The following is a 13,032-nucleotide window of genomic DNA, read 5'->3' on the forward strand; positions in this document are numbered from 1 at the left end:
AGTATTTAACAGAAGTTTGTAGAGAAAATTTTGTTTTCTATACCTGCTTCTGTTTTTTATTTTTCAAAGATTTTGGAAAAGAATGAAAAGCTTTCAAGAAGAATTTTTCTTGAATTTCATTATAAAATGCATTTTAAGAGATTTTTTTTCGAAATAATAGATTATGTCATTTTTAATTAAAATTGCTTAGAGCGAAAATTAGACGGATAAATTTGTTTTCTGCATGAAAAAAAGGTATAATATTAAAGTAAAAGTGAATTTTAAAAGAGGGATGTATTTTGAAAAAAACACTTATTTTAGAAACTGATTACATGACACTTGGTCAATTTTTAAAAGAGATCAATGTCATCAGCAGTGGTGGTCAGGCAAAATGGTATCTAGCAGAAACCAGTGTTTTTGTGGATGGCGAGCTGGAAAATCGTAGAGGGCGAAAATTATATCCCGGCATGATGATTGAAATACCTGAAGAAGGTACTTTTTTTATGGCGGAAAAAGAAAACGAGTCAGCTGATGAGACTGAATAACATCACTTTGAAGCATTATCGGAATTATGAAGAAGCTGCTCTGACTTTTCCTAAAGCATTGACGATTTTTTTAGGTGAAAATGCTCAGGGGAAAACCAATATGCTGGAAAGTATCTATGTACTGGCAATGACGCGTAGTCATCGGACCAGCAACGAAAAAGAACTTGTCGGCTTTGGACACGATACTGCAAAAATTGAAGGTGTTATCGAGAAGAATTCCGGAACTGTGCCAATGGAGATTATCATTTCCAGTAAAGGAAGAAAAACTAAAGTTAATCATATTGAGCAAAAACGGCTGAGCTCTTACATTGGTCAGCTGAATGTTATCTTGTTCGCACCCGAAGATTTATCGCTGGTAAAAGGCTCGCCTCAGCTTCGAAGGAAGTTTGTTGATATGGAGCTGGGACAGGTCAACCCCATTTATTTGTACGACCTTGTTCAGTATCAGTCTGTATTAAAACAGCGTAATCAATATTTGAAGCAACTGGCTGATAAAAGTCAGACGGATACAGTTTATCTGGATATATTAACAGAGCAGCTGGCCGAGTTTGGCGGAAAGGTGCTTTTTGCTCGTCTTGAATTTATTACAAAACTGGAAAAATGGGCAAACGAACTCCATAAGAAAATCAGCCATGGTCGGGAAGAATTATCCATAGAGTATGCTTCAAGCATAGTACTGCCTGAAGAAAAACAAAGCGTGGAAGAGCTGCAGCAGCTTTTTCTCCAGCAGCTAATGAAGAACCGTAAAAGAGAGCTGTTTAAAGTATCAACCTTTTTAGGACCACATAGAGATGATCTGATATTTAATGTTAATCAGCAGAACGTTCAAACCTATGGATCGCAAGGGCAGCAGAGAACAACAGCACTTAGTGTTAAGCTGGCCGAGATTGATTTAATGTATGCTGAAACAGGAGAATATCCGGTTCTTCTTTTAGATGATGTTATGAGTGAGCTGGATGATGAACGTCAGCTGCATTTACTGGAAACAATAGAAGGAAAAGTGCAAACCTTTATAACAACGACAACCTTGAATCATTTAACCAATAAAATTACTGTTGAACCAGATATATTCCATGTTCAACAGGGAGAGATAGTGAGGGAATCATTGAATGACTGAAGAAGAAAAAAGTATGAAGGAACGTGCAAAGGAGTATGACGCCAGTCAGATCCAGGTACTTGAAGGTCTGGAGGCTGTTAGAAAACGTCCCGGGATGTATATTGGATCAACAAGTTCAGAAGGACTGCATCACTTAGTATGGGAAATCGTAGATAATTCTATCGATGAGGCGTTGGCCGGCTTCGCAACAAGTATTCAGGTAATTATTGAACCTGACAACAGCATTACTGTTATTGATGATGGGCGGGGAATCCCCGTTGGGATACAAGAAAAGACCGGTCGTCCAGCAGTAGAAACAGTCTTTACCATTCTCCATGCTGGAGGAAAATTCGGCGGCGGCGGTTATAAAGTATCCGGCGGTCTGCACGGAGTAGGCTCATCTGTAGTAAATGCTCTATCTGTGACATTAGATGTAAAAGTGTACAAAGATGGAAAAGTCTATTTTCAGGAATACAGCCGTGGTGCAGTTGTTGCTGATTTGAAAGTTATTGATGAGACAGATCGTCATGGAACGACTGTCCATTTCATTCCAGATCCGGAAATTTTTACAGAAACAGTTGAATTTAACTTTGAAAAACTGGCGACACGTGTTCGTGAGCTGGCTTTCCTTAACCGCGGGTTAAAAATCTCGATTGAAGATAAGAGGGAAGAAAAACCAGTTTTAAAGGAATATCATTACGAAGGCGGAATCAAGAGTTATGTAGAACATCTAAATGCCAATAAAGAGGTATTGTTCCCAGATCCAATCTTCATAGAAGGCGAGCAGCAGGGAATCACGATTGAAGTGTCTATGCAGTATACAGACGGTTATCATTCCAACATCCTAAGCTTCGCTAATAACATTCATACGTACGAAGGCGGTACCCATGAATCTGGGTTTAAAACATCTCTGACTCGTGTGATTAACGATTATGCCCGTAAGCAGAAGCTGATGAAGGATAACGATGAGAATCTGACTGGTGAGGACGTTCGTGAAGGACTGACTGCCGTTGTTTCAATCAAACATCCGGAACCTCAGTTTGAAGGACAAACGAAAACTAAGCTGGGCAACTCTGAAGTTCGGACAGTTACCGACCGCCTGTTTTCTGAGTATTTCAACAAATTCCTTATGGAGAATCCAACCGTAGGAAGACAGATCATTGAAAAAGGGATGCTGGCTTCTAAAGCCCGCCTGGCAGCAAAACGCGCCCGTGAAGTAACCCGCCGTAAAGGCGCATTGGAAATCAGTAATTTGCCTGGGAAACTGGCTGACTGCTCCAGTAAAGATCCGGAAAAATGCGAACTATTTATCGTCGAAGGAGATTCAGCCGGCGGTTCAGCTAAGCAAGGACGAAGTCGTGAATTTCAGGCGATTTTACCGATTCGTGGGAAAATTCTAAATGTTGAAAAGGCAAGTATGGACAAAATTTTGGCAAATGAAGAAATTCGTTCATTGTTTACCGCAATGGGGACTGGTTTTGGTGAAGACTTTGATGTTTCAAAAGCACGTTACCACAAGCTGGTAATCATGACCGATGCCGATGTCGATGGTGCACATATCAGAACATTGCTGCTAACCTTGTTTTATCGGTTCATGCGTCCAATTGTTGAAGCCGGCTATGTTTATATTGCTCAGCCTCCTTTATATGGTGTGAAACAAGGAAAGAAAATTACCTATATCCAGCCTGGAAAAACCGCTGAAGATGATTTGGCAGAAGTAATGGCAACATTACCAGCCTCTCCGAAGCCCACTATACAACGTTACAAAGGTTTAGGTGAAATGGACGATCATCAGCTTTGGGAGACGACAATGGACCCTGAGAGACGTTTGATGGCACGTGTGAGTGTCGATGATGCTATCGAAGCTGATCAAATCTTTGAAATGCTGATGGGCGACAGAGTAGAGCCTAGACGAGCGTTTATTGAAGACAATGCCCATTATGTGAAAAATCTGGATATTTAAAAATAAGAAGGAGTAAAATTCATGAATGAAGACTTGAAAGAAAATATTCGCGACGTCAATCTGACCAGTGAAATGAAAGAATCCTTCATTGATTATGCAATGAGTGTTATTGTGGCTCGGGCTCTGCCTGATGTACGTGACGGGTTAAAGCCAGTACACCGCCGCATCCTCTATGGGATGAATGAACTAGGTGTGACCCCTGATAAGCCGCATAAAAAGTCGGCCCGTATCGTTGGGGATGTTATGGGTAAATATCACCCTCATGGTGATAGTGCAATTTATGAATCAATGGTGCGTATGGCACAGCCTTTTAGCTATCGGTCAATGCTGGTCGATGGTCACGGAAACTTTGGTTCCGTTGATGGCGACGGTGCTGCTGCGATGCGTTATACCGAAGCAAGAATGAGTAAAATTGCCTTGGAAATGCTGCGCGATATTAATAAGAATACTGTTGATTACCACAGTAACTATGATGACTCTGAGCAGGAACCAGATGTATTGCCGGCACGTTTTCCTAATCTGCTGGTTAATGGTACTACCGGGATTGCGGTTGGGATGGCTACAAATATTCCACCGCATAACCTGCGGGAAGTCGTTTCTGCTGTTCAGATGCTGATGGATAATCCAGAAGCAACTACGAATGAATTGATGGAGGTTCTGCCAGGACCAGATTTCCCTACAGGGGGATTGGTTATGGGGAAATCTGGTATTCGTCGTGCATATGAAACAGGGAAAGGTTCAATTACAGTTCGAGCAAAAGTCGAACTGATTGATATGCCAAACGGCAAGGAAAGAATCCTTGTTACAGAATTGCCGTATATGGTCAATAAAGCGAAGCTGATTGAACGTATTTCTGAGCTACACAGAGATAAACGAATTGAAGGAATCACAGATTTGCGTGATGAATCTTCCCGTGAAGGAATGCGGATTGTTATCGATGTGCGTCGGGATGTTAGTGCCTCAGTTGTATTGAATAACCTCTACAAGATGACTGCGCTGCAAAGCTCCTTTGGTTTTAATATGCTGGCTATTGAAAAAGGCGTACCAAAGATACTTAGCCTTAAGCGTATTCTTGAAAATTATATTGAGCATCAGCAGGAAGTTATTCGTAGAAGAACTGAATTTGAAAAAAGTAAAGCAGAAGCACGTGCACATATCTTAGAAGGGCTGCGAATTGCGCTGGATCATATCGATGAAATCATCGCAATCATTCGCGGATCAAGCTCTGATGATGAAGCAAAAGCTGCAATGATTGAGCGCTTTAAGTTTTCTGACCGTCAGGCACAAGCGATTTTAGATATGCGCCTGCGTCGCTTAACAGGCTTAGAACGGGAAAAAATTGAGAATGAATATCAGGAATTATTAAAACTGATTGCTGATCTAGAAGATATTCTGGCTAAGCCAGAAAGAATTGATACAATTATTAAAGAAGAAATGACAGAAATCAGTGATAAATTTGGCGATGCCCGCCGTACAGAACTATTAGTTGGCGAAGTGCTGAGTCTGGAAGATGAAGACCTGATTGAAGAAGCTGAAGTAGTAATCACGCTGACAAATAACGGCTATATCAAACGTGTTGCGAATAGCGAGTTTAGAGCACAGCGTAGAGGCGGACGCGGCGTACAAGGAATGGGTGTTCATGATGATGATTTCGTGAAAAATTTAGTTTCCTGCTCAACACATGATACCTTGCTGTTCTTTACTAATACAGGTAAAGTGTATCGGGCGAAAGGATACGAAATTCCAGAATACGGCCGGACTGCGAAAGGTATCCCTGTAATCAATCTGCTGGGAATCGATTCCAGTGAAAGCATTCAAGCGATTATCTCAGTTACTGGTCAAGCTGAAGAAGGTCATTACTTGTTCTTTACTACCCGTAAAGGAACCGTGAAACGGACAAGTGTTACAGCCTTTTCCAATATCCGAAGCAATGGTTTAATTGCTATTGGATTAAAAGATGAAGATGAACTGGTAAATGTCTCTATGACTGATGGAGAACAGAATATGATCATCGGTACACATAAAGGCTACTCAGTTACTTTCCTTGAAACGACTGTTCGTGATATGGGAAGAAGTGCTTCTGGTGTACGGGGAATTCGTTTGAGAGAAGACGATTATGTGGTCGGCTCGGCTGTTTTAGGTGCTGAAGATGAAGTGTTAGTCATTACAGAAAATGGTTATGGTAAACGTACAAAAGCTTCTGAATATCCTGTTAAAGGACGTGGTGGTAAAGGGATTAAAACAGCTAATATTACTGCGAAAAACGGTCCTTTAGCTGGTCTGCAGACTGTTAAAGGCGATGAAGACATCTTATTGATTACTGATAAAGGTGTAATCATTCGTTTCAATGTTGCTACTGTATCTCAAACAGGTCGTGCTACTTTAGGTGTTCGTCTTATGAGAATGGAAAACGAAGCGAAAGTTGTTACGATGGCAGTTGTTGAACCTGAAATTGATGATGTTGAAATAGCAGAAGCAACTGAGGGTGAAAATATAACAGAAGAATAAGTGAAAAATTTATAACAAAGGTATATGGAAAAAGTAGGAAGCAAAGCTCCTAAAATTGTCCACTTTGTTTAAAGGAGCTGTGACGGAAAAAATGTCGCAGCTCTTTTTTCTATTTATGAAAATAAATCGATGATCATCAGAAATAAGAGGAAAGGTATTTTTGCTTTATTTATCGAGCCAGAACACTTTGACTATAACATCTAAAATCAGAGTAAAAAATAGAAAACAAGTCAAAGTGAGCAGCTAAAAAAACCTTACTTTTATTTGAATGAAACTTATGAAAACTCTTGATTTCATGGGATTTTCCATGTATAATGGAAAATTGTGAGTAGTCTATTTATTTAGATCGCTCTCCTTACTCTTAGCAAACTAAGAGTCTAAAGTCCACAGGGAGGTGAAAATCAATGAGTCAAGATACGAATTATGAAATCATGTACATTATTCGTCCGAACATTGATGAAGAAGCAAAAACTGCTTTAGTAGAACGTTTCGACACAATCTTAAAAGATAATGGAGCTGAAGTTATCGAATCTAAAGATTGGGAAAAACGCCGCTTAGCATATGAAATGAACGGATTCCGTGAAGGCATCTATCATATCGTTAAAGTATCTTCTCCATCAGATGCAGGCGCAATCAATGAATTTGATCGTCTTGCTAAAATCAATGATGATATCATTCGTCACATGATTATTAGAGAAGAAGCATAAAATGTTTCACGTGAAACATTTATTAGACGAAAGGAGATGCTCAAATGATTAACAACGTTGTATTAGTTGGAAGATTAACAAAGGATCCTGATTTGCGCTATACTTCAAGTGGTTCTGCTGTTGCTACATTTACATTAGCAGTCAATCGTAATTTTACGAATCAGAACGGAACACGTGAAGCAGATTTCATTAATTGTGTGATTTGGCGTAAACCAGCTGAAACTATGGCTAATTATGCTCGTAAAGGTACTTTGTTAGGAGTAGTTGGACGGATTCAAACAAGATCCTACGATAACCAGCAAGGTCAAAGAGTTTATGTAACCGAAGTTGTTTGTGATAACTTCCAGTTATTAGAGTCTCGTTCAGCATCTGAACAAAGACAAACGCAGGATAACTCTTCTTTCAATTCTGGAGGAGGATTTACTCAACCGCAGAATAATAACAACAACTTTACAGGACAAAGCAACAACTTTAATCAGCCATCATCTCAGTCTAGTAACGGTAGTAGTAGTAATACGCCTGATTTTAATAGAGATGCAGATCCTTTTGGAGGTTCTGGTTCAACTATTGACATTTCAGATGATGATTTACCATTCTAAGAATTTTTTGACAGGAGGGAAACAGAATGGCACAACAAAGAAGAGGCGGACGTAAACGTCGTAAAGTAGACTATATTGCTGCAAATCACATTGAATATATTGATTATAAAGATGTTGAATTGCTGAAAAAATTTATTTCTGAACGTGGAAAAATTTTGCCACGTCGTGTAACTGGTACTGGTGCTAAAAACCAGCGTAAACTAACAATTGCTATCAAACGTGCTCGTATCATGGGCTTACTTCCATTCGTAGGCGAAGAGCAATAAAAATAGTTATTACTATAGAAAAAAACGGTTGAAAGGAAAAATCCTTTCAACCGTTTTTTAGCGAAACTAAGATTATAGATAAGACGATGTTCCACCCAATCATCAATCAAGAGAAGTGTATGACAATATTTCTCTTTACTATTTTAGGTAAAATTATATTCTTTCATATGTTGTATTTAATAAGGATAACTTAAAGTCTTTTACAATAAAAAAGAAGTAAGTATGGTTATAACTATGAGTTATAGTCTTTCAATGAAATAGTAGTATATACTAACACTTTAACCACGATGAGTAGTTGCTGAGGTAAATCCTTCAGAAATAGACTAAAATTCATCAAAATTAAAGAGCAGTAAGAAGGAATCAAGAATGAGACAGAAGTGTTTCATGTTAAGTCCGAGAAATAAGAAGAAATTCACAGAAATGACAGAAAACACGAATGTGAGCCAGTCGATGTTGACTGATTCTTATCTGGTGTTCCACAATTTTTGTGAATTTCGGCTTATTTCTGAAGGACCTGCTCCTGCGGTTACTCGTCGCAGTTCAATGCTAGTATGTGTGCTTCTGCTCGTACCGTTTATGTGGATTCCACGTGAGTAATATTCTTCTTGTTGCTGATAAACAAGTGAATAAAGTATGAGCTGATTTGATATTGAACAGTACCTACATGTACTTAAAGCTACACATTTTTGTCCCAACCTTATATAGGATAGTATTAGATTTCTTATTATTGGGAGAGTCTCATTTCTTCATAACTAACTTTAAAAGTTTTTTAGCTTGAAAAAGCAGTAATAGAACTTCTATACGCCTAATAACTAGTTCATATTGACCAGTAGGAGGATGTTATTAGATTAAATATGTTTTGCTGAATATATAAATGAAAGAGATAAAATTATCTCAAAGTAACAAATCAATGAAGTTAGATAAGGCTTCCTTCAAATACTGTCTCGTTTATAAATGTATAATTACTAGTCTTTACTTTTTCATGACAGTCTAAAGATAAAAACTAGTTCTACTTACATTATAGGCTAAATAATAGTTTAAGCTTGGCATAGTCTTTAAATGAAGTTGAATAGATAACAAAACTCAGATAAGAAAGGAAACAAGTTTAAATAATTTAGATAATAGGAACCATAAGACAGCAAGTTTATAAAATGGAGCAAACAATGATGTTTCACGTGAAACATTTTGCTTGAGTATCATTCGCATGGATGAAGCAGAGTGTGGTAAAATAGAAAGGGAGTTTTATTGTAGTTAAAATTTGGGGAGGCTGTATGATGAAACAGACGAGATCAAAAAGAGTCTTTTTCTTCTTTGTTTTTCTCTGTATTTTAGAAATAGCAATTGTCTTTTTTCTTAATAATAAGCTTTTAATCAGTGCAATCTTAGCAATAATCAATATTTATTTGATTAATCGAATATTGAATCTCGTTCGGAGATTGGAATTATCGAATATTGAAAAAATAAGAAAAGCTACGATTAATGCTGAGGATTCTATTGATTTTGCAATTAGCGAAGTACCTGTAGGAATCATTACATATGATGAAACAACAAAACAGCCGCTATGGTTAAATCCATACGCAGAAGAAATATTTTATTCAGGTGAGGAACAAAAACTTCTGTTGACTACGGAAGATGTTGTATCGTATATTTCATTATTTGAAAAAGGAAAAGACATATTTAAAGTAGGAGAGGATATTTTTCGTTTTAAAGTAAACCTGGATCAGACAACGATTACGTTTGAAAACATTACCCAGGAAAATATTTTGTATCAGGAAAAGAAAGCTATGCAGACTGCTATCGGTATTGTATCAATTGATAACTATGATGATGTAACCGATAATATGGATGTGAAACAGGTATCTTATCTGAATAGTTTTTTAACGACTAGAATCTCTGATTGGTTAGAAGAATATCAAGTATTTTACAAGCGTTTAGATTCAGACCGCTATATATTTGTTGGACAATTAGAAGATATTGAACAGATGATGAATAGCAAATTTCAAATACTGGATACTGTTAGGAAAGATACAAATGAGCAAGGTATTGGTATTACATTGAGCATGGGGATTGCATATGGTGGAAATAATCTGGAGGTAACAGGAAGTATCGCTCAAACAAATCTTGATATGGCATTGGTAAGAGGTGGCGATCAAGTAGTTGTAAAAGAAGCAAACAGCAGTAGTAAACCAGTCTTCTTCGGTGGAAGGTCAGCTTCTGTATCGAAAAGAACACGTGTTCGTTCCAGGGCGATGAGTACTGCGATTCAGGGGTTAATCAAAGAGTCGCCGGATGTCTATATTATGGGTCATCATTTACCGGACATGGATGCGATTGGTTCAGCTTTTGGCGTCGCAAAGCTGGCAAGTTTTTATGAAAAAGAAGCGTGGGTGATTTTAGATCCGGAAGAAAACATACCAGATGTCTATCGTGTATTAGAGGAGCTTAAAAAACATCCCGAATTAAATCAACAAATCATTTCACCAAAAGAAGCAATCAAAAAAATGCAGAACAATAGTTTGTTGATTATGGTAGACTATCATAAACCATCACTTTCTATATCCAAAGAATTATATGATCGGTTTAGTAAGGTTGTAATCATTGACCATCATCGACGGGGTGATGAATTCCCTGATAAATCTCTACTATCCTATATTGAATCCTCTGCATCTTCTGCTTCAGAATTAGTAACAGAGCTCCTGGAATATCAAAGCAATACAGTAAATAGCAAATTGGATAAATTTGATGCTACACTTTTATTAGCAGGAATTGTTGTTGATACGAAAAGCTTTAGTGTTCGTACTGCACCGCGGACTTTTGATGTAGCGAGCTATTTAAGAACTTGTGGAGCGGATTCATCTTTAGTACAATATTTAATAAGCTCAGACTTAACCAGTTATTTGGAAATGAGTCAGCTCATCTCCAAGAGTGAATATGTGACCGAAGATACGGTTATCGCTGTTGGACAAGAAGAGAAGGAATACGATAGTGTTGCAGCTGCTAAAACAGCAGATACGTTGTTATCGATGTCTGGTATCAATGCCGCCTTTGTTATTACAAAACGAAAAGATAAAAAAATTGGTATCAGTGCCAGAAGTAATGGATCAATTAATGTTCAGATTATTATGGAGGCTTTAGGAGGCGGCGGTCACTTTACTAATGCTGCTACACAAATTGCAGACAGCAGTATTATAGAAGTTAAGGAACTACTGTTGAACGTAATTAAAGATAACGTAGATGAAATGTATGATAAGGAGTGAAACAGATGAAAGTAATATTTTTACAAGATGTTAAAGGTAAAGGAAAAAAGGGCGAGGTTAAAGAAGTCCCTACCGGTTATGCACAAAATTATTTGATAAAAAATAATTTAGCTCAAGAAGCAAATAAAGGCAGCATCAGTGCACTGGCAGGTCAGAAAAAGGCACAAGCAAAGCATGAAGCTGAAATTCTGGCGGAGTCAGAGAAGATGAAAGAATTTTTGGAAAAAGAAGACACTGTTATTGAAATAAAAGCGAAGGCTGGAGAAGATGGCCGCTTATTTGGGTCGATTCCTTCTAAACAAATTACGGAAGCATTAAATAAGCAATTCCAAGTAAAATTAGATAAGAGAAAATTGGAATTGGGTCAGCCGATTCGAACGCTAGGTTATACGAATGTTCCTGTAAAACTTCACCACGAGGTAACAGCAGTATTGAAAGTACATGTTGTAGAAGAATAAAAAAAGATTGGACGAAGCAGAATAAATTCTTCTGCTTCGTCTTTGCTATTTTGTATATAGAGTAAAAAAAGAGAAATTTTAAAATTACCATGATTCATTTAAGTAGTATAAAAGAATAGCGGCGGTGTTAACCATATACTTTTCGATAATTTCTTGTTAGAATAGAAAGACTAGAGAAATTCGTTTGTAGGAGAGAAAAATAGATGAATGAAGTATGGCAGGATCGAGTGCCTCCTCAAAATATAGAGGCTGAACAGGCAGTTTTAGGGTCTGTTTTTTTAGACGCTGAAGTAGTCATAGATGCAATGGAATACATAGAACCCAAGGATTTTTACCGCCGTAATCATCAATTGATCTTTCAGGCAATGATTACACTAAATGAACGAAATGAAGCAGTTGATGTTGTTACTGTCAAAAACAAGCTGGAAGAAGAGAATCTACTTGAAGATGTTGGCGGTCTGAGCTATTTATCTGAATTGGCTTTATCTGTCCCAACTGCTGCTAATATCGCACACTATGCTAAAATCGTTGAGCAAAAATCATTACTGCGCAATTTAATTCATACTGCGACTGAGATTGTAACCAAAGGCTTTGAACAAGGCGAAGATGTAGAGACGATATTAGATGACGCGGAACGAAGTATTTTAGAGGTCTCTGAGAAGAGAAACCGAAGCGGCTTTCTGTCTATTTCTGAGGTTTTGAATACAGCGATTGCCAATATCGACCAGCTGTATCAACAAAACGAAGATATTACTGGTCTGCCGACTGGTTATCAGGCATTGGATAAGATGACTGCGGGGCTACAGCCGGAAGAGCTAATTATCCTTGCTGCCAGACCAGCTGTTGGTAAAACGGCGTTTGCTTTGAACATTGCTCAGAATGTTGGAACGAAAACAGATAAAGCTGTTGCTATTTTCAGTTTGGAAATGGGAGCAGAGTCACTGGTGAATAGAATGCTGTGCGCTGAGGGCTCCATAGAGGCTTCTCACTTGCGAACAGGGCAGTTGTCGGAAGAAGAGTGGCAGAACTTGATTATCGCCATGGGCAGCTTGTCACGAGCAAATATCTATATTGATGATACACCAGGTATCAAGATTTCAGAAATTCGGGCAAAATGTCGAAAACTGGCTCAGGAAAAAGGGAATATGGGTTTAATTCTTATTGATTACCTTCAGCTAATTGAAGGCTCAGGAAAAGAAAACCGTCAGCAGGAAGTTTCTGATATTTCCCGACAGTTGAAAAAGCTGGCAAAAGAGTTAAAGGTTCCGGTTATTGCTCTTTCACAGTTGTCTCGTGGAGTAGAACAAAGACAAGACAAACGTCCCGTATTAAGTGATATTCGGGAATCTGGTTCGATTGAGCAGGATGCGGATATCGTTGCATTTCTATATCGAGATGATTATTATGACCGTGCCGGAGAAGATGATGATCCGGATAGAGAACCACCGGAAATCGATAATGTAGTAGAAGTGATTATTGAGAAAAACCGTAGTGGTGCCCGGGGAACTGTAGAATTACTATTTATCAAAGAATACAATAAGTTTTCCTCGCTATCTTTAAGAGAAGATTTTTAGGGAAAAGCTATTAGCTGTTAATAAGATGGTACAGGAGTGTTTCGTCCCGAGAACCAAATAGGTACTGTTTAACATCAGCT

Annotated in this window: 11 protein-coding genes; all 11 read left to right on the forward strand. The window is 38.1% G+C overall.

Annotated elements, in window-relative coordinates:
* Positions 1-278 precede the first annotated feature (278 nt).
* Positions 279-524, forward strand: coding sequence for a S4 domain-containing protein YaaA (gene yaaA, locus ACYSNQ_RS10560; RefSeq protein WP_426083153.1), 246 nt, complete (start codon positions 279-281; stop codon positions 522-524).
* Positions 511-1,641, forward strand: a complete 1,131-nt coding sequence (recF, locus tag ACYSNQ_RS10565) for a DNA replication/repair protein RecF (RefSeq protein ID WP_426083154.1) — start codon at positions 511-513, stop codon at positions 1,639-1,641. Before yaaA ends, recF begins: the two co-directional genes overlap by 14 nt.
* Positions 1,634-3,583: a DNA topoisomerase (ATP-hydrolyzing) subunit B gene (gyrB, locus tag ACYSNQ_RS10570; protein WP_426083156.1), complete on the forward strand. Its 1,950-nt coding sequence runs from the start codon at positions 1,634-1,636 to the stop codon at positions 3,581-3,583. The genes recF and gyrB overlap by 8 nt, the downstream gene beginning before the upstream one ends.
* Before the next feature lie 21 nt (positions 3,584-3,604).
* Positions 3,605-6,091, forward strand: coding sequence for a DNA gyrase subunit A (gyrA, locus tag ACYSNQ_RS10575; protein WP_426083157.1), 2,487 nt, complete (start codon positions 3,605-3,607; stop codon positions 6,089-6,091).
* 404 nt (positions 6,092-6,495) lie between these two features.
* Positions 6,496-6,798, forward strand: coding sequence for a 30S ribosomal protein S6 (gene rpsF, locus ACYSNQ_RS10580; RefSeq protein WP_426083159.1), 303 nt, complete (start codon positions 6,496-6,498; stop codon positions 6,796-6,798).
* A 44-nt stretch (positions 6,799-6,842) separates the two neighbouring features.
* Positions 6,843-7,397 (forward strand): single-stranded DNA-binding protein, encoded by a 555-nt coding sequence (gene ssb, locus ACYSNQ_RS10585; RefSeq protein ID WP_426083161.1) that lies wholly within the window; start codon positions 6,843-6,845, stop codon positions 7,395-7,397.
* Positions 7,398-7,423: 26 nt separating this feature from the next.
* Positions 7,424-7,663, forward strand: a complete 240-nt coding sequence (rpsR, locus tag ACYSNQ_RS10590) for a 30S ribosomal protein S18 (RefSeq protein ID WP_087641644.1) — start codon at positions 7,424-7,426, stop codon at positions 7,661-7,663.
* Between the two features lie 366 nt (positions 7,664-8,029).
* Positions 8,030-8,260: a hypothetical protein gene (locus ACYSNQ_RS10595; protein ID WP_426083163.1), complete on the forward strand. Its 231-nt coding sequence runs from the start codon at positions 8,030-8,032 to the stop codon at positions 8,258-8,260.
* Positions 8,261-8,937: 677 nt separating this feature from the next.
* Positions 8,938-10,920: a DHH family phosphoesterase gene (locus tag ACYSNQ_RS10600; protein WP_426083165.1), complete on the forward strand. Its 1,983-nt coding sequence runs from the start codon at positions 8,938-8,940 to the stop codon at positions 10,918-10,920.
* Between the two features lie 5 nt (positions 10,921-10,925).
* Entirely contained in the window at positions 10,926-11,378 is a 453-nt protein-coding gene (gene rplI, locus ACYSNQ_RS10605; protein WP_426083167.1) for a 50S ribosomal protein L9, read from the forward strand.
* 203 nt (positions 11,379-11,581) lie between these two features.
* Complete coding sequence (dnaB, locus tag ACYSNQ_RS10610; RefSeq protein WP_426083169.1) at positions 11,582-12,952, forward strand: replicative DNA helicase; 1,371 nt, start codon at positions 11,582-11,584, stop codon at positions 12,950-12,952.
* The last annotated feature ends 80 nt before the right edge of the window (positions 12,953-13,032 follow it).

The sequence above is a fragment of the Enterococcus sp. LJL51 genome, assembly GCF_054871795.1.

Excerpts from the sequence above, each read along its gene's own strand:
- recF (WP_426083154.1), top strand. The coding sequence starts at position 511 with ATGAGACTGAATAACATCACTTTGAAGCATTATCGGAATTATGAAGAA.
- rpsF (WP_426083159.1), top strand. The coding sequence starts at position 6,496 with ATGAGTCAAGATACGAATTATGAAATCATGTACATTATTCGTCCGAAC.
- ACYSNQ_RS10600 (WP_426083165.1), top strand. The coding sequence starts at position 8,938 with ATGAAACAGACGAGATCAAAAAGAGTCTTTTTCTTCTTTGTTTTTCTC.
- dnaB (WP_426083169.1), top strand. The coding sequence starts at position 11,582 with ATGAATGAAGTATGGCAGGATCGAGTGCCTCCTCAAAATATAGAGGCT.
- gyrB (WP_426083156.1), top strand. The coding sequence starts at position 1,634 with ATGACTGAAGAAGAAAAAAGTATGAAGGAACGTGCAAAGGAGTATGAC.
- ACYSNQ_RS10595 (WP_426083163.1), top strand. The coding sequence starts at position 8,030 with ATGAGACAGAAGTGTTTCATGTTAAGTCCGAGAAATAAGAAGAAATTC.
- rplI (WP_426083167.1), top strand. The coding sequence starts at position 10,926 with ATGAAAGTAATATTTTTACAAGATGTTAAAGGTAAAGGAAAAAAGGGC.
- ssb (WP_426083161.1), top strand. The coding sequence starts at position 6,843 with ATGATTAACAACGTTGTATTAGTTGGAAGATTAACAAAGGATCCTGAT.
- gyrA (WP_426083157.1), top strand. The coding sequence starts at position 3,605 with ATGAATGAAGACTTGAAAGAAAATATTCGCGACGTCAATCTGACCAGT.
- rpsR (WP_087641644.1), top strand. The coding sequence starts at position 7,424 with ATGGCACAACAAAGAAGAGGCGGACGTAAACGTCGTAAAGTAGACTAT.